Origin of the sequence: Synechococcus sp. R60.1 (genome assembly GCF_047461835.1) — a bacterium.
Taxonomy (GTDB): domain Bacteria; phylum Cyanobacteriota; class Cyanobacteriia; order Thermostichales; family Thermostichaceae; genus Thermostichus.
Window position 1 is genome coordinate 1 of record NZ_JANSIA010000020.1, and the last position, 21,331, is coordinate 21,331.

At 57.7% G+C, this 21,331-nt stretch carries 12 protein-coding genes and 1 CRISPR repeat array; of the genes, 3 read left to right on the plus strand and 9 right to left on the minus strand.

The window, feature by feature from the left end; translation table 11 throughout:
• The first annotated feature begins 339 nt into the window (after window positions 1–339).
• Window positions 340–3,978: direct repeats of the CRISPR family, unit length 36 nt; unit sequence GTTCCCCCTTCGGGGGGATCCCTAGAAATTGGAAAC.
• Between the two features lie 54 nt (window positions 3,979–4,032).
• Window positions 4,033–4,923: a 2OG-Fe(II) oxygenase gene (locus NW834_RS04650; protein ID WP_414344481.1), complete on the plus strand. Its 891-nt coding sequence runs from the start codon at window positions 4,033–4,035 to the stop codon at window positions 4,921–4,923.
• 222 nt (window positions 4,924–5,145) lie between these two features.
• Here the strand turns inward: NW834_RS04650 and NW834_RS04655 are convergent, their stop codons facing one another.
• The gene (locus NW834_RS04655) at window positions 5,146–6,330 is read right to left on the minus strand and encodes a metallophosphoesterase family protein (RefSeq protein ID WP_414350119.1); all 1,185 of its coding nucleotides are present in this window, start codon (window positions 6,328–6,330) and stop codon (window positions 5,146–5,148) included.
• 114 nt (window positions 6,331–6,444) lie between these two features.
• Between NW834_RS04655 and upp the strand changes: the two genes are divergently transcribed.
• Entirely contained in the window at window positions 6,445–7,080 is a 636-nt protein-coding gene (upp, locus tag NW834_RS04660) for a uracil phosphoribosyltransferase (protein ID WP_414329961.1), read from the plus strand.
• Between the two features lie 72 nt (window positions 7,081–7,152).
• Here the strand turns inward: upp and NW834_RS04665 are convergent, their stop codons facing one another.
• From NW834_RS04665 to NW834_RS04690, 6 genes are all read right to left on the minus strand, one after another.
• Complete coding sequence (locus NW834_RS04665) at window positions 7,153–12,627, minus strand: response regulator (RefSeq protein ID WP_414419296.1); 5,475 nt, start codon at window positions 12,625–12,627, stop codon at window positions 7,153–7,155.
• A 192-nt stretch (window positions 12,628–12,819) separates the two neighbouring features.
• On the minus strand, window positions 12,820–15,312 hold the full coding sequence (locus NW834_RS04670) for a methyl-accepting chemotaxis protein (RefSeq protein ID WP_414419297.1): 2,493 nt from the start codon (window positions 15,310–15,312) through the stop codon (window positions 12,820–12,822).
• 291 nt (window positions 15,313–15,603) lie between these two features.
• Window positions 15,604–16,122 carry a CheW domain-containing protein gene (locus tag NW834_RS04675; protein ID WP_011433530.1) on the minus strand — a complete coding sequence of 173 codons (519 nt, stop codon included), beginning with the start codon at window positions 16,120–16,122 and terminating at the stop codon, window positions 15,604–15,606.
• Window positions 16,123–16,237: 115 nt separating this feature from the next.
• The gene (locus NW834_RS04680) at window positions 16,238–16,603 is read right to left on the minus strand and encodes a response regulator transcription factor (protein WP_011433531.1); all 366 of its coding nucleotides are present in this window, start codon (window positions 16,601–16,603) and stop codon (window positions 16,238–16,240) included.
• Window positions 16,600–16,977: a response regulator gene (locus NW834_RS04685; RefSeq protein WP_414328794.1), complete on the minus strand. Its 378-nt coding sequence runs from the start codon at window positions 16,975–16,977 to the stop codon at window positions 16,600–16,602. The genes NW834_RS04680 and NW834_RS04685 overlap by 4 nt, the downstream gene beginning before the upstream one ends.
• Window positions 16,978–17,165: 188 nt before the next feature.
• Window positions 17,166–18,308 carry a response regulator gene (locus tag NW834_RS04690; protein WP_414419298.1) on the minus strand — a complete coding sequence of 381 codons (1,143 nt, stop codon included), beginning with the start codon at window positions 18,306–18,308 and terminating at the stop codon, window positions 17,166–17,168.
• A gap of 233 nt (window positions 18,309–18,541) precedes the next feature.
• On the opposite strand from NW834_RS04690, the gene NW834_RS04695 reads away from it, so the two are divergent.
• Complete coding sequence (locus tag NW834_RS04695; protein ID WP_011433534.1) at window positions 18,542–18,826, plus strand: YggT family protein; 285 nt, start codon at window positions 18,542–18,544, stop codon at window positions 18,824–18,826.
• 22 nt (window positions 18,827–18,848) lie between these two features.
• Here NW834_RS04695 and NW834_RS04700 read toward each other — a convergent pair whose 3' ends face one another.
• Both NW834_RS04700 and NW834_RS04705 read right to left on the minus strand, forming a co-directional pair.
• Window positions 18,849–19,967 carry an electron transfer flavoprotein subunit alpha/FixB family protein gene (locus tag NW834_RS04700; RefSeq protein WP_414415999.1) on the minus strand — a complete coding sequence of 373 codons (1,119 nt, stop codon included), beginning with the start codon at window positions 19,965–19,967 and terminating at the stop codon, window positions 18,849–18,851.
• 221 nt (window positions 19,968–20,188) lie between these two features.
• The gene (locus tag NW834_RS04705) at window positions 20,189–21,013 is read right to left on the minus strand and encodes an electron transfer flavoprotein subunit beta/FixA family protein (protein ID WP_414419299.1); all 825 of its coding nucleotides are present in this window, start codon (window positions 21,011–21,013) and stop codon (window positions 20,189–20,191) included.
• Window positions 21,014–21,331 lie beyond the last annotated feature (318 nt).

The window sequence follows — 21,331 nt, forward strand, 5'->3', positions numbered from 1 at the left end:
TGCTCAGAGATAGGCAGGATGCGATCGCTTCTTTCCTGAACCATGTTCAGGAGAGTTCAGCGTGAATGTATCAGCTCGCCACCTGCCAACAGATAGCCTAGCCAAACCTCAGGGATCCTGATGTTTCCAAAAGAACACCAAAACGGTATCAACGCCTCTGCGAGCGTCCCTCAAAATCTCGGAAAAGCCCATTCTTTCGTCGGATCCCTCGACGCCTTGTGCCACAAGGCTTTCCGGCCCCAAAACCCCCTCGCCGAAACTCTTTTTGCCCCCTTTTTTCCGGATCCCTCGCAAACGGGTCTTGCATCCCTTGCCCTGCTTGGCTTTAATAGGGGTGGAGTTCCCCCTTCGGGGGGATCCCTAGAAATTGGAAACTTTGGATGAAACACCTTGTCCCTCGTGGTCTATAGCCTGTAAGGTTCCCCCTTCGGGGGGATCCCTAGAAATTGGAAACTCGCCCCGTATGAGACTCCGGTTTCTAGGTGCCGAAAAGTTCCCCCTTCGGGGGGATCCCTAGAAATTGGAAACCTAATGCAACCGTGGTTCACCGTCGTTGTCCATGCGGAGTTCCCCCTTCGGGGGGATCCCTAGAAATTGGAAACTTGCATAACAACCTCCCTTGCGGGATAAGAAACAACGTTCCCCCTTCGGGGGGATCCCTAGAAATTGGAAACTTTTACCGTTACGTTGTACCCGTACATCGCTGTACGGGTGTTCCCCCTTCGGGGGGATCCCTAGAAATTGGAAACTCCCAATGTTTCTAGGCCAATTTCAGAGCGATTTGGGGTTCCCCCTTCGGGGGGATCCCTAGAAATTGGAAACAGTTCACATTATTCTTCCTGCAAGACTCGAACACAAAGTTCCCCCTTCGGGGGGATCCCTAGAAATTGGAAACGGGAGGGGAATATAAACCCTCCCACCCAGTTTCCCGGATGAAGTTCCCCCTTCGGGGGGATCCCTAGAAATTGGAAACGCCACAACGCAAGCTTGGACGCTTGCCCAGCCCAGTGTTCCCCCTTCGGGGGGATCCCTAGAAATTGGAAACTATCCACCTGGGAGACTTCGCCCATGCCTTGTTCTTGAGGTTCCCCCTTCGGGGGGATCCCTAGAAATTGGAAACATCATGGTTGTACCTCCCTTGCGGGATAAGAAAGAAGTTCCCCCTTCGGGGGGATCCCTAGAAATTGGAAACGGGCCTGCTTGGCCAAGATGGCAGGGGGGATATGCACTGTTCCCCCTTCGGGGGGATCCCTAGAAATTGGAAACATTGAACCTTGCAACCGTCGCCATCAATGGCACAAAAGTCGTTCCCCCTTCGGGGGGATCCCTAGAAATTGGAAACCCGAGAGGGGGGTTGTGCCGGGCCCAGAAGCAAGGGTGTTCCCCCTTCGGGGGGATCCCTAGAAATTGGAAACATTATTGAAGATAAATTCATTGCTCCTATTGTTAAACATTTACAGGAGTTCCCCCTTCGGGGGGATCCCTAGAAATTGGAAACAAGGGCTTAGAATAAAGACTAAGCCCTTTCTTTTGGAATCGTTCCCCCTTCGGGGGGATCCCTAGAAATTGGAAACTTTCCTGGGTGTTCTTTATCCCCTGAGAAGGGAGGGTTCCCCCTTCGGGGGGATCCCTAGAAATTGGAAACTCCCCGACTACAACCGGTGGCTAATCGCCGCCGAGGTTTGTTCCCCCTTCGGGGGGATCCCTAGAAATTGGAAACTTGAGATTTCCGCACCCACTTTGGTGGGCCCGAAACCGTTCCCCCTTCGGGGGGATCCCTAGAAATTGGAAACACAAGTGGTTGACCATTGAGGAGGGCTACGCTGACGGAGTGTTCCCCCTTCGGGGGGATCCCTAGAAATTGGAAACTTCAAAAATAAAAAGGCTGCCAATGGCAGCCTTTGTTGGGGAAGTTCCCCCTTCGGGGGGATCCCTAGAAATTGGAAACTGCCCTGGGTTGGGCTGGCCAGTGGTGAAGTGCTGGTTCCCCCTTCGGGGGGATCCCTAGAAATTGGAAACGTGAGAAACTCACGGAGGTTTGTATACACAAATCTGAACCCGTTCCCCCTTCGGGGGGATCCCTAGAAATTGGAAACCACCACCCAAAAATGGACCCGCCTCACAAAGAGGTGCCCGTACTTGAGTTCCCCCTTCGGGGGGATCCCTAGAAATTGGAAACGAACCCGTTCTCGTCAACAACAGTGTAGTCGTCGTTCAACGTTCCCCCTTCGGGGGGATCCCTAGAAATTGGAAACAAATAAGCAGAAGATGTAGACACGTTTTAGCTCTGACAGTTCCCCCTTCGGGGGGATCCCTAGAAATTGGAAACAAAACCACCTTAGTCACCTACCTATACAACACCCCTAGTTGTTCCCCCTTCGGGGGGATCCCTAGAAATTGGAAACTTGCCATAGATATACCTGATTCCCCGGTTTGTAAGCTGTTCCCCCTTCGGGGGGATCCCTAGAAATTGGAAACAAGCGTAACTAGGTACTGGGAGTGATGATTAATTCACACAGTTCCCCCTTCGGGGGGATCCCTAGAAATTGGAAACATTCCTAGGGCATAGAGAATCTCGTTAGCCTCCCTCAAGTTCCCCCTTCGGGGGGATCCCTAGAAATTGGAAACTCGAAGGCTGCCTTACTGGCAGCCTTTTTATTTTTGAAAACTTACGTTCCCCCTTCGGGGGGATCCCTAGAAATTGGAAACTGGGAGGTCACCGATGACGGATGGCCCTGCCCGGATTGTTCCCCCTTCGGGGGGATCCCTAGAAATTGGAAACCTGTCTATAGATCTGGTGTTGTAAATGGCCAATTTCGTTCCCCCTTCGGGGGGATCCCTAGAAATTGGAAACTCGAAGGCTGCCTTACTGGCAGCCTTTTTATTTTTGAAAACTTACGTTCCCCCTTCGGGGGGATCCCTAGAAATTGGAAACTGGGAGGTCACCGATGACGGATGGCCCTGCCCGGATTGTTCCCCCTTCGGGGGGATCCCTAGAAATTGGAAACCTGTCTATAGATCTGGTGTTGTAAATGGCCAATTTCGTTCCCCCTTCGGGGGGATCCCTAGAAATTGGAAACTTGCTGTAAGCATATGGATGGCTGCCGTCAGGCAAGTTCCCCCTTCGGGGGGATCCCTAGAAATTGGAAACCTCGATATCGAGGTCTTTATTGGGAAGTCCCAAAAGGGTAGTTCCCCCTTCGGGGGGATCCCTAGAAATTGGAAACAGCCTGAGTAAGCTGTAAAACTGCTCCGGGGTGTTCCCCCTTCGGGGGGATCCCTAGAAATTGGAAACTGCCTACATACCCGTACTGATTCCAAATACCGGCTGCCGTTCCCCCTTCGGGGGGATCCCTAGAAATTGGAAACAGTATACATTCAGTAATACCACTACATCCTAGAAAGCCTGTTCCCCCTTCGGGGGGATCCCTAGAAATTGGAAACTTCTCACGATCCTTAATGGACTTAACTTGAAAACGACCGAGAGCTGTTCCCCCTTCGGGGGGATCCCTAGAAATTGGAAACCCAAAATCGCAAAGCCTCTGCCCAGTCTTTGGTTTTCCCACGTTCCCCCTTCGGGGGGATCCCTAGAAATTGGAAACTCGATCCATCCATTTCCGGCAGAATCGTGCCACAGGGGTTCCCCCTTCGGGGGGATCCCTAGAAATTGGAAACACCAGTTAATCGTCCACTTTCCTTGGCCCCAGACAAGTTCCCCCTTCGGGGGGATCCCTAGAAATTGGAAACTCCGGATTTCAGTGGGGATAGCGAAGTTGCCTTCCTCAGAGAGTTCCCCCTTCGGGGGGATCCCTAGAAATTGGAAACTAGGCCAACCTGGGGGTAGAGGAAACTTGACCTCAGTAAAGTTCCCCCTTCGGGGGGATCCCTAGAAATTGGAAACTCTAAGATTAACCAGTAACCACGGTACCGACACAGTACCATGTTCCCCCTTCGGGGGGATCCCTAGAAATTGGAAACAGGACTTGGGATCACTGTGGGCACAGCTGAGCAGATGGCGAGATTTTGGTCAGCATGGCAGAGAGCAGGGGGGTAGCTATGCCAGAAGGTTGGGAAAAAGTTACAGATTTAATGCGCCAACTGCAGGCAGTACAAGAGATTGCCGAGAGGGGGTATTGGCTCACCACGGAGGAACTGGGGCAGGTTTTAGGTTTACCAGAGTCCCGCTTGGCAATTCTGCGGGAACAACCCCTCGCCTATGAATTTCCGTGGCGCAACTTCCGCTGTTGTGTAGTTGACGAGCAAGAGGGGATCAGGCTTTGGTCTATCACTCCTAACAAGGCTATCAATGTCCACACCCCCACCACCGCGCCCCAAAAACAGCCTGCGGTCTATGCACGGGTGGATAACTTTTTGCCGCGGGACAAAAACCAACAGTTACTAGAATATGCGATCGCCAACGAAGGGCGGTTTGTCCCTTCCCGAAACTCAGCGAATGACAGTGAATACCGCCGTTCATGGGTGCTGCATGACTTCCCTGAGTTTTCAGGGGTGATTCTCCACTATGTGCAAATGCTAATCCCCCAAGTGCTCAAAAGCCTAAAAATGGAGCCATTTCCCATCGCCTACATCGAATGTCAAATGACAGCGCACAACCACGGCAATTATTACAAAGTGCACAATGACAACGGCAGTCCTGATGCCAAAGAAAGGGAACTGACCTATGTCTATTACTTCTACCGAGAACCCAAGCAGTTTTCTGGGGGGGAACTGCTGATCTACGACTCTGAAGTGCGAAACAATATGTATGTCAAAGCCGACACCTATAAAACCTATGTTCCTGCCAACAACACTATCATTTTCTTTCCCAGCTATCTGATGCACGAAGTTTTACCCGTGACTTGTCCCTCACGGCAGTTTGCCGATAGTAGATTTACGGTCAACGGCTGGGTACGGCGTAAATAGGCACATTGGGCGGAATGATACAAGTGCGGGTTCTGCCCCTGCCAGTGCAAACGATGCCATTGGACAAAATGGTGTAGCCAGTGGTTGCCCCTGCGATCCCGCCCGATGGTCGTCCCTTGACTGCTGGTGGTCTGCACAAAGTGATTACCACTGATCACATTCCCCCCCCTCAACTTTGACACTGCCATCGTCGTTGTAGTAGTTCCCCCTTCGGGGGGATCCCTAGAAATTGGAAACAGCTTGAGATCTGGCGTTTTCCCTTGAACTCAAGTTGAGGGTTCCCCCTTGGGGGGGATCCTTAGAAACTGGAAAAGAGAAAATCGAAATCAAACGAAACTGGGCCTGGTTATCAGGCGGGCAGCGAAAGCAACGGCTGAAACGCTCCAGAAATCGGCCTGCTGGCTGGGGAAAGTCGGGGAAAGTGAGGTCTGGATCCCCGGCAGCCACCGCTGCCCAAAAGTAGCGCAATTGTGGGGCCAAGGCTTGTGCCTGTTCCAAAGGCAAATTCAGCGGTGCGGAGGTTAAAAACTTAACCACCGCTGGTTCGCTGCGCTGGGCCATCCACTCCCGGGAGAACGCTTGCAAATCGGGCCAATCGGGCAGGGATCCCACCCGGTAGCTTTGGATATGGACTTGGATCCCGGTCTCTCGATCCGACCGGATCTCGACAAGGCGGTAGGGGTGGGGAAAGCTGACCAAAGAGCCGGTGGTAATGTCGTAAACCCCCCCTCGTCGGGCGATGTGCTGGATGTGCAGATGTCCGGTGAACACCAGTTGCACGCCATAAGCTTGCAGCAGCCGCCGCAACTGAGAGGCATTCTCCAGCATGTAGCGACGCCCCCAGGGATGGAGAGACTGGCCGCGCAGATGCTCGACCACGTTGTGATGCACCATCAGCAGCACCAGCTCTTCCTCGGCTGCCGCCAATTCTTTCTCCAGCCAGGTCAGTTGTTCTGGGGTTAGACACCCCACCAATTGACCCTGAGCATCAAAATGGTTGGAATTGAGGCCGATCAAACGGATCCCTGGCCGCAGAACCCGGCTGTAATCCAAAGACTGCCCATCCTCGTAGCCAAAAGCTCGGTAGTAGCGGGGAAAATCCGCCAAACCAATAGAGCGCCCGCTGGCCTCGGGCTGGGGCACATCGTGGTTGCCGGGCACCACAAAAGCCGGAAAGGGCAGTCGAGCCAGCCGCTCTGCCAGCCATGCATGGTTTTCCGGCTCCCCATGCTGGGTCAGATCCCCCGGCAACAGCAGAAAATCCAAAGGCAACTGCACCAGATGCTGCAAAACCTGTTCCAGAGCCGGGATGCTCACCTCTACCAGGTGAAATCGGCTGGGGTGATCCCAAAGGGTGGAAGGGAGGGTGACGTGGGGATCGCTCACCACAGCAAAGCGGATCTGCACGGATTACTCCCCTTGACAACAGCAAGCAGACAAAGCCTTCGGCCCACCGGGGGGACAAGCGCTTCTGCTATTCTGGCATCCATCACGGGATCCCGATTATCTCAGGAGCACAGCATGGTGGCCCAGGTGATTACCATCGATCACCCTCTGGTGCAGCACAAGCTCAGCCTCATGCGCCGTGTTGAAACTACAACCGCCGACTTCCGAGCGCTGATGCGGGAGATCAGCCTCTTGATGGCCTACGAGGTGACCCGCGATCTGCCCCTCAAGCTACAGCCCATTCAAACCCCGATGGCCCCAATGTTGGCGCCGATGTTGGCGGCAGAGAAAAAGTTGGTGCTTGTCTCCATCCTGCGGGCCGGCCAAGGGCTCCTCGACGGCATGCTGGAGCTGATCCCATCAGCACGGGTGGGGCATATCGGCCTATATCGGGATCCCCATACCCTGATCCCCATCGAGTACTACTTCAAGGTGCCCACCGATATCGAAGATCGTGAGGTGCTGGTGGTGGATCCAATGTTGGCCACCGGCCATTCGGCAGCAGCGGCTGTAGCGCGCCTACGCCAAACCCGACCCCAGTCGATCCGCTTCATCTGCCTGGTGGCCGCCCCAGAAGGGATCCGGTATTTCCACGAACAGAACCCAGATGTGCCAATCTATACCGCTGCTGTAGACGATGGCCTAGACGAGCACGGCTACATCCTCCCCGGCCTAGGAGATGCAGGGGATCGCCTGTTCGGCACCCGCTGATGGGAGAGTGCCATGCCTACAGCACCCTATGTTGCTGCGCCACACTGAACGGGAACCGCACCGCTGTCGCGATTAGGAAGTTGGGTTGGGCGCCAACAACTGTTCCCCCCTCAACATGCGGGCAGCAGCGCTGAGCAGCTCCTCTTCCAGATAGGGCTTGGTGAAGTAGGCAGTTGCTCCCAGCTCCCGTGCTGTTTGCCGGTGCCGTTCTGCCCCCCGCGAGGTGAGCATGGCAACCGGGAGATGCTTGAAGTTGCTGTCTTCCCGCAGGCGGGTGAGCAGTTCTAGGCCGTCCATCCGCGGCATCTCGATGTCGCAGAAGATGAGGTCGCAGGGCAGGCCGCCGCGCAGCTTTTCCCAGGCATCCTGGCCATCCCGCGCCTGTTCCACCCGGTAGCCCACCTTCTGGAAAGACATCGAGAGCAGCTCCCGAACGGTGATCGAGTCGTCCACGATCAACACGGTGGTCTGGCGCACCTCTTCTGGGGTTGGCTCCTCATCCCGGTGATCCAGCCAGAAGCGGTTGAGATCCCGACGGCGACCGTGGGCTATGTCCACCAGCTCGATGATGTCGGCAATCGGCAGCACCCGCCCGTTCCCCAACACCGTTGCCCCAGAAATGCCCGGCGGCTTGGGCACAGGCCCGCGCAGTTGCTTGATCACGATTTCCTGCTCTTCCACAAAGCTGTCCACCTGCAGGGCAACATACTGGCCGGCACTTTGCAGGATGACAATGGGAATAATGCCCTCATCCTGGGTGATGCTGTACACCTCGGAACGGCTGCGGCTGTGGCTGCGGCTGTAGGCCAGCAGATTTGAGAGGGGCTGGAAGTGAAGACGCTGATCCCGCCAGAGAATCGAGGGCCGCCCCTGCTCATCCGGCTGAACTTCGTCGGCAGGAACATCCAGCATCTCCTCCACGCCATCCAGGGGGAAGGCGATCAGGGCTTTGTCGCTGACACACACCATGGCCTTGGAGATGCTCAGGGTGAGGGGGAGACGGATGGTGAAGGTGGTTCCTTTGCCCCGCACAGAATCCACTTGGATACTGCCGCGCAGATCGGTGATGTTGCGGCGCACCACATCCAAGCCAACCCCCCGACCGGCCAGATCGTCCACTTCGCTGGCCTCGCGAACACTGAAGCCGGGGTGGAAGAGAACGTTGAACACTTCGTCCTCGTCGGCTTGTTCCGCCAGCAGCCCCAACCTTTGAGCTTTGGCCTTGACTTTCTCCACCGGGATCCCGGCGCCATCGTCCGAGACGATGATGATGGTTTGGTTGCCCTGATAGAAGGCCTTGACGGTGATCTTGCCCTCAGGGGGCTTGCCCGCCCGCCGCCGCTCCTCAGGGGTCTCGATCCCGTGTACCAGGGCGTTGTTCACCAGGTGGGTCATGGGGTCATAGAGCTCCTCCAGGATGGCCTTGTCGATGAGCGTGTCACGGCCTTCCACCACCAGGCTGGCCTGCTTGCCCGTTTTGATGGAGAGATCCCGAATGGCGCGGGGCAACCGATCGGCAACTTGCGAGAAGGGCACCATGCGCGCCCGGTTCAGGCCCTCTTGCAGTTGGGTGGTTACCTGCCGGAATTGGCGGGTGATCTGCTCGGCCTCATCCACGGCAAACTCGATGTCGGAGGAGGACTCGCGCACCCGCACGATGAGCTCAATGATCTCCTGGGCCAGAGCGTGGAAGGCCGTAAACTGATCCATCTCCAGCTTGTCGAACTCTTGGCCGGAGGAATGACTCCGCCTTCCTCGGCTGGATCCCTCCCCATTTCGACCGAAGCCCACCGTTACCGTGCCGCCATAGGCTGAGCTGCTGCGGCTGGAGAACAAAGCCGATTCCAGCAAGGAGCGGTCATACTGATCCCGCATGCGCTGGCCCAGATCCCCTAGCTGTTGCACACGGCCCAACAGGCCATCCAGAAACTGGCGCAGACGGGTTTGGTTTTGCTCCATGCTGTTGCGGATGACCACCAACTCTCCCACCAGGTTGTTGATGGAGTCGAGGTGACGTACTTCCACCCGCATCACGGGGTTGCTGAGGGCAGCAGCTCGCCGTGAGGTTGGCCCAGTTGCCGCCGGGGCAGCTGCTGCTGGGGTAGGGGTTGCTGGAGCAGCAGCGGCAACTGGCGGCGAAGGTGCTGGCGCCGCAGCAGGTGCTTGGGCAGGAACCTCGAGATCGCCCAGGAGCGATTCCAGCTGGGCTGCAAAGTCGTCAGCAGCCTCGCCGCTCGCGGCTGCAGGGGATCCCACAAGGGGGGCGATAGCCTTTTCTAGCTCAGGGGTTACCGCCGGCTCGGCAGCGTCGAAGAGGGCGGCCAAATCGTCCAAACGGGGAGCCGGAGCAGCTTCCAGCGCTTCTTCCTCTGGGGTCTCAGCCTGGCCAACAGGAACAGCCAAGGATTCATCCTCTGCAAACAGGCTGGCCAACTGGCTTTCCAGGTCGTCCTCCGCAGGTTGGGGGGCACTGTCCTCCTCCACTGCAGCATCAAGCGGCTCTGGCTCAGACACGGGCACTTCCGCCAGGCTGCTCGCTTGCAAAGCTTCTGTGTCCTCCAGGAAGGTGGCAAGATCCAAGGGGGGTTCTTCTTGGGGCGCTTCCCCTTCTGCAAAGAACTGGCTCAACTCATCCAGATCCACCTGGCTGTCGCTATCCATGGCCGAGAGGGATCCCCTGGCCCCCAGGCTCAGTTCTTCTGGGTCGGATTCCTGGGTGAATAGGGCATCGAGACGGTCGAAGGAGAGCTCGGGGGAAGGGGCGACTGCCTCCTCAGCCGTGGGTTGCAGGTCTGCGAAAGACTCCTCCTGGACCGGGAACAGATCCTCCAGAAGCGCCCACTCCTGGGCTTCTGCTGTGTCCCCAGCTGCTGATTGGGTCAGGGGGATGGAGTCCCCATCGGACGCCTCCTCGAGGGTCTCGCCGGCGAAGAGATCCCCTAGGCTCAGCTCGGCTCCGAAGTCTGGAATTGGCGATTCCCTCGGCTCATTGGCCATGTCGGGCGACGTGGGGAAGGGTTCGCCGATAAAGAGATCCCCCAGTTGCTCAGCTTCGGCAGCATCAGCCTCAGCGATGTCCAGGGATGGGCCAAAAGAGGGATCCAAAAATACGGAAGGTTCACTTGCTTCCGGCATCGACCAAGCCGGATCGGCTTCTGCCGCAGGGGTGGAAAAAAAGCTCTCCAGGCTGTCTTCGGCAGTATCGAAGGCAGCAGAGTCAGCGGACTCTAAGGATCCCACCTCGTCGGATCCCGACTCTGCCAGATAATCTGCTGGGATGGAAAAATCCTCCGGCTGGATATCCGCGGAAAATTCAGCCCAGAGATCTGCTGCGATTTCCCTGTCCTCAAGGGTCTCTTGAAGGGGTGGGGACGGTTCAGCCGCCCAAGGATCAGCCTCCAGCTCACCAGCGGGAACGGCCTCCAAGTCCGGAAGCTGAGACCCTTCCTGCCGGAAAGCACTCTCTACGGGAAGTTCCTCCAGCTCAAATAGGGCCTCTACCCCGGCACTTGCGGCTGCGTCTGGGACAAAGCCGGATCCCTCGCCCATTTCCGCAGCAACGCTCTGGGCAGTCGGCTCCTGTTCAGCATCCCAGGCAGGCTCAGCAGAGACAAACCCCTCTGCCCCTTCACCCACCACTTCGGCAAACAGCTCCGCCAGATCGGCCTCAGCTCTCTCCTCATCCAACCTTGGGCTCAGATCCTCAAAGGTCTGCAAGAGGGGCTCAGGAGAGGAGGGGATCAGCTCCGTTGGGAACTCTTCGATATCGGATAGCGCTTCTGCGTTGGCAAACAGCTCGTCAAAGGCTGAGGTGGCTTCTTCCTCCAGATCCAAGGGAGTGGCATAGAGCTCCGCTCCGCTAACGCGACCGAAGTCGTCCGCAACAGAGGCCAAGTCAGCTCCCTGCCCGTCCTCTTCTGGGCTTTCTGCCGGCACGGCAGCTGTCCTCCAGTCTTCCTCCCAAGCCGCTTCGGCTCGGATCCCTGGCCAACTCAGATCCAGATCCCCCTCTTCCGCGGGAGCAGATCGGTGCTCTGAATCTGTTCCCGCCAGCGGGACGGAGTCCTCAGCAGTGCCCGCTTCCCCAAGGGATGAGGTCTGCTCTGCCACCAGATCCCAGCTTGTCTCTGCGCTCTCCTGCTCCGGCAACCGGTCGGCTCCGAGCTCATCTCCATCAAAAGAGGTCTCGGCGAGGGTTACCGCCTCTGGCACCGGCTCAGCTTCCCAGCTCAGATCGGGGGCAGCGCTTTCCTCCGCAGGGATCCCAGCAGCCGCAGCCCAATCCTCTGGGGCACCCCCAGGTTCTGGGAATGACGGCTCTGCCTCAGACCCCCAAGCAAGGCCAAGGTCGAAGGGCTCAGGGACTTCTGGCTCTTCAGGGGCTGCCGGAACAGGGCGGAAAGCCAGCAACTCAGCCGAGGGTCGGATGGTGTTTGCCGCTCCGCCGGCCAGAGCTTGGTGCGCTTGCTTCAGATCTCGCAGCACCGGCAGGGCCAGTTGTCGCAAATCCTGGCCGGGATCCGCCAAAATCTCGCCCACCAAGCGGGTCAAGTCTGTCCAGCCTCCCAGTTCCAGAGCCGAAGATTGCCCCAAATCCTGCAAAGATTGGGCCAGAGCTTGCAGAGCCAGTCGAGTGGCCGGGTCGTCAGGACGTTTGAACAGCTCCAGCATCTGGCGCAACAGGGCCGGGATCTGCTGATGCACCACCACCTCAAGAGGATCCGGTGGGGCAGGGGGAGCGGCAGGGCGAGCCAATTGTTGCAGTTCTGAAGAAGGGGCAACCTGTTCGGCCTTGCCGTCTAGGATGAGCTGCTGTCCCTGCTTCAAATCCCGCAAGGCAACCAAAGCCAAAGTTCGCAGGTCGACATCGGGGTTGCCCAGGGCTTGCTCGAAAGTTTCCGTCAACTGTTGCCAGCCCGCCAGATGATGGACTTGCCCGATCTCCTTGAGAACGGCATTCGCCGCTGCCAAGCGCTCTCGGACATCTGCCTGATCCCGTTGTTTAAACAGCTCCAGCATCTGGCGCAACTGCTGCGGCACCACCTCCGCCATGTCCTGCTGTAGGGTGCGAACCGCCGGCGACGAGACGGGAGTTGGAGCAAGGCTGGGAACAGTGCCCTCGCCAAGAAGATTTTGAATGTGCCTTTCGGTCTCTTGAAAAACCGGCTCCAGTTCCGCCAGAGTGGTGTTGCTGACTTCTTGGGTGAGGCCGCGGGGGCTCTGCAGCTCCTCCAACAACATCGAAAGCCCATCAAAAGCCCGCAGCAGCAGGGTTTCCAGGTGCTGATCGACAGGCACTCCGCCTGGACGGGAGCGAAAGATGTTGAAAAAATCTTCCATGCGGTGGGCCGTCCGTTGGATGCTGGTGAGGCCCAGCATGGCAGCTCCCCCCTTGATGGAGTGAGCAGCTCGAAACAGCTCGTTGATCAGCTCGGGATCGCTCATACTGTCCCGCAAGCTGAGGAGCACTTGTTCAATCGTTGCCAAGTGGTCGCGGGCTTCTTCGATGAAATAACTGAGGATCCGCTTTTGTGCTTCTTCATTCATGGCAGGAGGCCCTTCCTACAGCCCACAGGTATGCATCAGTAATAGCAGACCGGACAGATTGAGGCTCGCCTGAGCGAAGAGTCCGGCCAAAAGTCGGAACAGGGGGATCCCAGTGGCATTTGCTAAGGATCGATAACGTCTCCTGCATGGGGATCCTTAGTCCCTAGAATGCCCTCAAAACAGCAGATTTGCTCATTCATCCCCAACCCGGAAGCGACCGACAGAAGTTTGCAACTCGCGGGCGATGCTCACCAACTGTTGGAGCGAAGCTGCCACCTTCTGCGCCTCCTTAGAGGTCTCGTTGGCGGTCAACTCCACCGATTGCATCACCTGCGCCACAGAGCGAGAGGTTTCCGTTTGTTGCACGGTGGCCTGAGAGATCGCCCGCACCAACTCGTCGATCCGGCGACTGACCTCGATAATCTCGTCCAGGCTGTTCTTGGCCTGCTCGGCCCGCCGCGTCCCCTCGATCACCAGTTGGGTGCCTTCTTCCATAGCCGTCATCACGTTGCCGGTTTCCGATTGAATCTGCAACACGATCTGCTCGATCTCCTTCGAGGCTTTGGCAGCTCGGTCGGCCAGTTGTCGCACCTCATCGGCCACGATGGCAAAGCCCCGTCCCGATTCCCCGGCTCGTGCCGCCTCGATGCTGGCGTTGAGGGCAAGCAGGTTGGTGCGCGAGGCAATTTGAGAGATCAAAGCCACAATTTTGGAAATTTCCTGCGAGGATTCCGCCAATCGCTTCACTTTGCGGGTGGTTTCTGCCACGGTTTCGCGAATTTCCAGGATGCCACTTACCGTGCGATCCACAGCTTCTCCACCCCGAGCGGCTGCTTCTGTGGCTTGGGCAGTCACGTTGGCCGCTTCGCGGGCGTTGCTGGCCACCTCTTGAATGGAGTCCGTCATCTCCTGAATGGAGTTGAGGGAGTTGGAAATCTCCTCCGCCTGGCGCAAGGCGTCGGCAGAGAGGCTGCGGGCAAAGTCCTCGTTCTGCAAGGCGGCATCGTTCACGGCGGCGGCGGCCCGCTTCACCTGGCTGACAATGTCTCGCAGACTGCGAATGGTCAGGTTAAAGGAGTCGGCCACAGCCCCCAGCACGTCGGCAGTCACCTCTGCCCGCACCGTCAGGTCTCCACGGGCAGCCCCTTCCACGTCGTCCAGCAGGCGAATCACCTGGCGCTGTAGGTCTTCCTTAGCTTGCCCTTGCTCGGCAGCCCGCTGGCTCAGTTCGGCGAAGTTGGCTTCAAGGGCAGCCGCCATCTGGTTAAAGCTGTCGGCCAAGCGCCCCAGCTCATCGTGGGTGTTGGCTGTGGCTCGTACTGAATAATTCCCCTGGGCCAAGGCGGCAAAGTGGCCGGCCAGCTCTTGGGCGGTGGAGCGAATTTGTTTGGCACTGCTGGCCCCGAGGATAACCCCTGCTCCTGTGCCGATCAGCCCGCCTCCAATCACCCCGGCAATCAAGCGAGCTCCCCCATTGGCCGGGATCCCAAGGCCAATCGCCAAGCCGGCAGCCAAACTCACAGCTCCTTGGATAAGCGCTATGGCCAATTGCCGATCCCCAATCGGTCGGTTGGCGATCCCAGCAGAGGTTCTTGCCCCTTGTTCACCTACACTGGGAATAGGGAGGGAGGCCGTGGGCAGCAGAACTTGGGCCGCTCCGCTGCCGGTCTCCGCCATTGGGCTCATCCCCCCAATCGCCCCCTCGTTTGGGTGGAAGGCCCCCACCGGCTCGCCGCCATCCATGCCGGCAAGTTCACCATCCAAGCTGTCTAGCTCGTCAAGATCGAAAAGACCAGGGCTGGGACTGGCAGTATCTTCGTCGGGAGCGGGGATCGGCTCACTCATGGGGGCAGCCAATTCGGTCGGCAGGCCTTCTTCCAGGGATCCCCCTTCCTCTTCCTCAAGACCGGGCAGGGAGAAGCCCATCTCATCGGGAAAATCGGCATCGCCGGCCAACTGCGTAATGGAGTCGGAGTCGCCTTCTAGGGCTTCCAGATGCTCTCGATCGAACTCGTTGAGGAAGGCAAAGTCATCTTCGACCACCGGATCGGTTTGAGGCCCGCCCTCTTCCGAGCCTACCCGTCGCGAGGTGGCCGGTGGTGTTACCCAAGAATGGGTCGGCATCGGGTGAGATAAACCCAGCGGATCAGCCTCCGGCATTTGCAGCCCGGTCTCCAAGGGATCCCTGAATCTCTCTTCTCCCATGAAATCGCTGCCAAGGCTGTCTGCCTCCAGTGGAAAGGGATTCTGAGCAAAGGGATCCGCCTCCTCTTCCCCCATCTCCTCGAACTGCAAGAAGGGATCGGCAGCAGGGAAAGCCTCTTCCGAAAAGGCATCCGACCCACGGGCAAACTCATCTGGAGAGCGAAACTCGTCCGCTTCTGGGGAATCGGGAAGATCCGCCAGCTCCGGTGCCATTTGCAACAGCTCTTCTAGACCCTTCCGGGCCGACTCCAGCTCATCGGGATCACTGGCTGTTTGTAAAATGGTGTTGTAGGTTTGGCGAGCTTCCAACAACTGCCCAGCTTGTTTTTGTGCCAAAGCCAGCAGCAGCTTGACAGCAGTATCTTGCGGTTCAGCAGCGGCCACTTGGTTGAACAACCGCACCGCCCGGACGTAGTCTCCCTGCCAAAAGGCGGCCATCGCATCGGTGTAGTCTCTCTGACTGTTCGCGCTCGGAACCATGGATCCTCCCTTCACTGCTTGCCTACCTCTGTTCACGCGTCAACACAGATGCAAACGGAACGCCCCCAACACCTCAAAACCCCATGGATGCAGGCTATCCCCCCTTTTCCACATTCAGTCAAGCAAGAGTGGGCCTTTCTGCCGCCGTCTCAGGGCTTACCCTCAACAGCCTCGACACGCATCGGTAGGGGATAGATTTAGTCCAACTTTCCCCATTGTGGCTGGAGTTAGCTTGGATCTTTGATAGGAACTATACACTTTCCTCCCGCTGAGCTCCCAGGGGGCCGTCTGTCAACCCCAACGATTGGATCGCAGGATGGCCGACTGATCCAGCAATGGCAAGCGCGATCCCGTTCCGGGCACCACCCATTCCCCTCGCAAAAAAGGAGCCATGGACTCAGGAGCCGTGAGGGCAGGCCGCACCAATTCAGTCTTCAGCCACTCCATGCCTACAATTAAATCCACAGCCAAGCCCATGAGCAAATCCTGTTGATCCATCACGGCCACCACAGGAATCTCGGCTCGGTCGATGTTCAGGGGCGGGCTGATCCCCAAAAATTGCCCCAGGTCTGCAACCCAGATGATCTCGCCCCGCAAATTCAGCGTGCCCAGCAAAACTGGGGCCACATTGGGCATGGGGGTGATTTTCTCTGGGCCAATGCTCATCACCTCCACAACCGATACCGCTGGCAGCGCAAATTCCTCCCCGGTGGCAATCTTGAACTTTAGGAATAGCTCACCTTCGGGAGCCTCCATCTCCCGCAACTCTTGGGTCTCATCCCCCATCAATAAATCCAGATCCCCCAGCATGATGCTCCCCCGCATGGATAGTCTTGTGGACTGTTGATCCCGCCCCCCTCCCTGCTTAAAACGCAGAGTCGTTCTCAGGACCTACCGAAAGGCGTGGAAGCAGAAGGGGCAGCTCTCAGCCTCTCAGTAATTGCTTAATCGTACCCACCAGTTCCTGGGGCTGGAAAGGCTTGGCAATGTAGGCATCCGCTCCCTGGCGGATCCCCCAGTAGCGGTCAAATTCTTCGCCCTTGGAAGAACACATGACGATGGGCGTTTTTTGGGTGAGAGGGTCGGCCTTGAGAAGACGGCACACCTCATAGCCGTTCATGCGCGGCATGACGATGTCCAGCACGATCAGGTCGGGTTTGTTTTGCTTCACCGCCTCTACGGCCTCCACCCCGTCTTCCACAGTCATCACCTCGAAGCCGTTTTCCTGCAGCAGCTTGCTGATCATCTCCCGCTGGGATTGGCTATCTTCCACCACCAAAACGCGACTCATTTCCGATTCATCTCCCGCAATTGATGTTTGATGGTCGCCAGGAGCTCTTGGGGCTTAAAGGGCTTGGTTACATAGGCATCCGCCTGGTTGCGCCTGGCCCACTCGATATCAAAGGTCTGGTCTTTGGTGGAACACATGACGATGCGAATGTGTTTGGTACTTTCATCCCCCTTCACTTCCCGGCATACCTCGTAGCCGTTCATGCGCGGCATGACAATATCCAGCACCACCACATCAGGCTTCTGCTGGCGAATGCACTCCATTGCCTCTACGCCGTCTGTTGCTGTGGAGACTTCCAAACCGTTCTCGGAAAGCAAGCTGGAAATGGTCTCCAGGTAGGTACGGTTGTCATCCACCACCAGCACTTTGCTCATCGCCGTCTTGCTCCTTTTGCACTCCCGCGCAACCGTCGGGCTGCTTTGACTGAGGTTTGCTCTTGTAACCTCACCTGGCTCCCTGGCTCCGGGCCGGCCATGCTACCCCTATTGTTTCGGTGGGGCCACTCTTCTGTCCAGTACTTCGCCTATAGTCTTCTGTGCCAACATTTTGGCTACCCCAACGCCTATTCGCCACCGCCCCGTTTGGGGGGAGGGCCCACGTAGGATTCGACAATGGTCAACAACTCCTTTTCCGCAAAGGGTTTGCTCAAAAATTCGTTCGCTCCGGCCATGCGGGCCTTAATCCGGTCGGTAAAACCATCCTTGCCGGTCAGCATAATCATGGGGGTTTCGCGGAACTGGCTGGATTTGCGCAACATGGCGCACAGCTCATACCCATCCAACTTGGGCATGGCCACATCGCAGAGAATCATGTCGGGGTTGAGAAGAAACACCTGTCCCAGCGCTTTGAGAGGATTGCCGATGGTGGTAACCTGGTAGCCCTCGTTTTGCAGGATGAACTCTACGGTTTTTTGGATGGCCATGGAGTCGTCGATGCAAAGGATGTGGCTGGGCTTATCGCTGGGTTTGAGGGGACGGCTGGGCTTGGGCTCCGCGATCAAGACGGGCTCGGACAGTTGAATGGCCCCTTGGCGGACGTAGGGATAGATGGCCTTGGCCACCGCCAGGGTGTCTCGACCCAGGTAGCGACCCATCTGGCGAATGCTGGTTTTGCCGTCTGACCACTCGCTCAGGGCTTTGAAGACGGGGGCGGGCAGGTTTTGCTGGAGCGGCAGGGGGTTGACGATGGTGGGAGCTTGGTTGGGAGCTTGGATGTAGGGGTGCAGCTTTTTCCACTCCTGCACTTGGGCTACGATCTCGGTGAGCAGGGGGGTAACGGGGAAGGTGGTCAATTGGGGGGCCAGGGGGGATCCGGCCTCAAAAATGAAGGAACCCTGGTGGAGGCTGAGCAGGTCGAAGAGGACTTCCCGCACCATGCCCAGCAGGATTTGCTTGCCCTGGTTGGGGTTGAGCTTGTGGTTTTCCAGCAAAGACCAGAGGCGGTTGTATTCGGGGGCGTTGACCGCGGCTTTGTGGGGAATTTGAATTTCCTCCAGGGCGGCTTCCAGCTTGAAGCGGTGCAGATAGTCTCTGAGGCGGGCAATGTTCCCTTCCGTTTCAGAGGCGTAGATAATCCGCCCATTCAGGAAGAAGACAAACCAGTAGACAGAGGGGCTGGCCTCTACAAAAAGCTCACCGGTGCGCTGGCCCAGCTCGATGAGCTGAAGGATGCTGCGGATATCGATCTCTTGTAGTTTTCCTTGCATGGGATCCCTGCCTGCAGTCCAGCAAGATACGTCCATTATGACGCTAGTCTTTAACTGTTGCTGCCCCGCCGGTAAGGCCATTTTCGGGAAGAGGGTTAAAGTTTAAAAAAGTTGGGGTTTGACTTGGGCCGAGCGCCTGCATTCCCCGAGGTATCTCTGGACTCCAGCAGACCCTCCCAATTAGAGCAGAATGGAGAGAACTGCCACCAGTAAACCTGTTCTTTGAGTAACCTATGCTGCCAATTCTCACCTCTTGGGTGCTTGGCCCACTGTTGGCGCTCTACACCCTCCTGTTTGTGCTGCGCATCTTTCTGTCGTGGTATCCGCAACTGGATACTTCTCGGTTGCCCTACTCGTTGGTGGTCGGCCTGACGGAGTTTCTGTTGCGCCCGACCCGTCGCCTGATCCCGCCTCTGGGAGGTGTGGACATGGCCCCTGTGGTTTGGGTGGGCCTGGTTACCCTGTTGCGGGAGGTGTTGCTGGGGCAGCAGGGGCTGCTGACAATGGCCCTGCACTGAGAGCGTTTTTGCCAACCATCTCTCATCGACTCTGCAAAATTGGGATCCGCTCGCCGAGGCTCTGGAAAGGCTGGCCCTCGGCGCCTTCTCGGAGCTCCTCCTGTCTCTGCCGCAGTTGCCGGATCAGCTCCGGCACCACCTGGTAGAGATCCCCGACAATGCCGTAGTGGGCAAATTTGAAGATAGGAGCGGCGCTGTCTTTGTTGATGGCAATGATCGTCTGGGATTTGTCCATGCCCACGCGATGTTGAATGGCCCCAGAAATGCCGCAGGCGATGTAGAGCTGGGGGCGGACGGTCTTGCCGGTTTGGCCCACCTGGTGGGCATAGGGGATCCACCCAGAATCCACGGCCTTGCGGGAGGAGCCGACAGCGCTGTTGGGAAAACAAGCGGCCAACTCCCTCAACAGCTCAAATCCCTCTGGGGATCCCAGCCCGTAGCCGCCGGAAACGATCACCTTGGCGCGGGTGAGATCTACCGCCTGGGACAGGTTGCGCACCGTTTCCACAATCTGCAGGCGCAGATCGCCGGGATCCAAGTTGACCGGCACCGGGATCACGTCCCCCTGGCGGGATCCATCCCAGGGCAGAGGCACCATCACCCCTGGGCGCACCGTGGCCATTTGCGGGTTTTTCCACGGGCCGAGGATGCGAGCCTTGAGAGATTCGCCGAAGCTGGGCCGGATGGCATAAAGGCAGTCGGGGAAGAGGCCGGACTTGCTGGGATCTTTGCTGTTGGTGTACTCGAAGGGGCCAATGTCCAGCTCGGTGCAGTCAGCGGTCAGGCCGGTCTCCAGGTGGGCGGCCAAGCGGGGGGCCAGATCTCGCCCGGTGGTGGTGGATCCCAGCAGGATGGTGTGGGGTGGTTGGGGCCAGCTTTTGATCAAGTCTGTGATCACCCGGCGGTAGGGCAGGGTGCGGTATTCGGCCAACTCGGGGTGATCGGCGATGAAGACTTGATCTGCCCCGTGGCCGATCAGAATTGGGGGCAAGTGGGCAATGTTGTATCCAAGCACAAGAGCGCTCAAGGTGGCTCCCAGCTTATCGGCCAGCCGCCGCCCGGCCCCCAACAACTCTAAGCCAATGGGCTGCAGTTCCCCGTTCACCTGCTCGGCGAAGACCACTATCCGCTTGCGATCCATAAAACTGTGACTCCTAGGTTGAGATCGGGATTGAATCGGGTCGAGGGCAATCTTGGGTGTTGCAATTGCGACGAGGTCAGCAGAGTCTTTCTGAGTTAACTTTTCACTGCCCAAAACCGGGAGCTTTCGCCGGCTAGCCACCCTGGGATCGATAGATGAGACGATGAGGATTGAAAGGTGATGGAGATAAGAATTGGCCAGAGGGATGCAAGGCAGAAGATCTAGGAAGTTGCCGCGTAGCGGGAGAGGTCAACGGCCTGGGTCAGTTGGTTGACCAGTTGGGGGACGGGTTGTCCCTGAAAGACCTGACAGTTGCCGCCAATTTCCCCCACTTTTTCGGTGGCAGCCACGATGGTTGGGGATCCCTTGAGACCGCAGCGCTCCGGGTCTGCCCCCACATCGTCCAAGTTGAGGATCTGGATCGCCTCGGCCCGTGCCGCCTCATCCCGCATTAGCCGCTGCACCCGCTGCACACCCCGTAGAGTGGGGTAGGCCAAACGCCGAGCGGAATTGGCCACCGTAATCAAAACCGGCAGGGGCACCATTACGATTTGGGATCCCCCTTCGATGGCCCGCCGCGCCACCAGGATCCCATCCCGAATCTCGAAGGCTTCGCAATAGGTGACCTGAGGGATCCCCAACCGCTCCGCCAGTTGTGGCCCCACCTGGGCCGTATCGCCGTCGGTGGTCTGGAGCCCGCAGAAGATCACATCGGGCCGGCCAGCATAGCGAACCGTCTGGGCCAGGGTATACGCTGTGGCTAGGGTATCGGAAGCGGCCAAGCGGCGGTCGGTCATCAAAATACCCCGATCCACCCCGTGGGCAATGGCCTCGTAGAGCACCTCAATGGCCGGGGGTGGCCCCATTGTAATTGCCGTTACTCTCGCCCCGTGTTGCCGTTTGGTTTGCAGAGCTGCTTCCAGTGCATAGCGATCAAAAGGGTTTAACATCCGCTTGGCCTTGGCGCGATCGATCGTGCCGTCACTGTTGATGCCGGCCTTGGCGTTTTGATCGGGAACTTGCTTAATCAGAACAAAAGTTTCCAAGGGCCTAAACTCCCTAGTGATCCCCTCCAGGTTAAAAGGGATCCCTGAGCACCACAAACTTATTCAGCTTTTTTTCGGGATCGGAAAAGCTATCTCGACTTCAAGCACCCCTAAGCTACTCTTCCCAATACATCTGTTTCTCAGGTTTGATTTCATTGACATGCTCCCCATGCCCAAAGGCAGGGGCCTTACGGCGTTCTTGGGTAACCCTAAACAAAGTTCGAGACACTCCCCTACTGCTCCATGCCGCTTCCGGTCTCCCATCCACCAACGCGAACAGGTCTCCCGTCGGCCTCTTTCAGGAGCAGCCTGGGATCC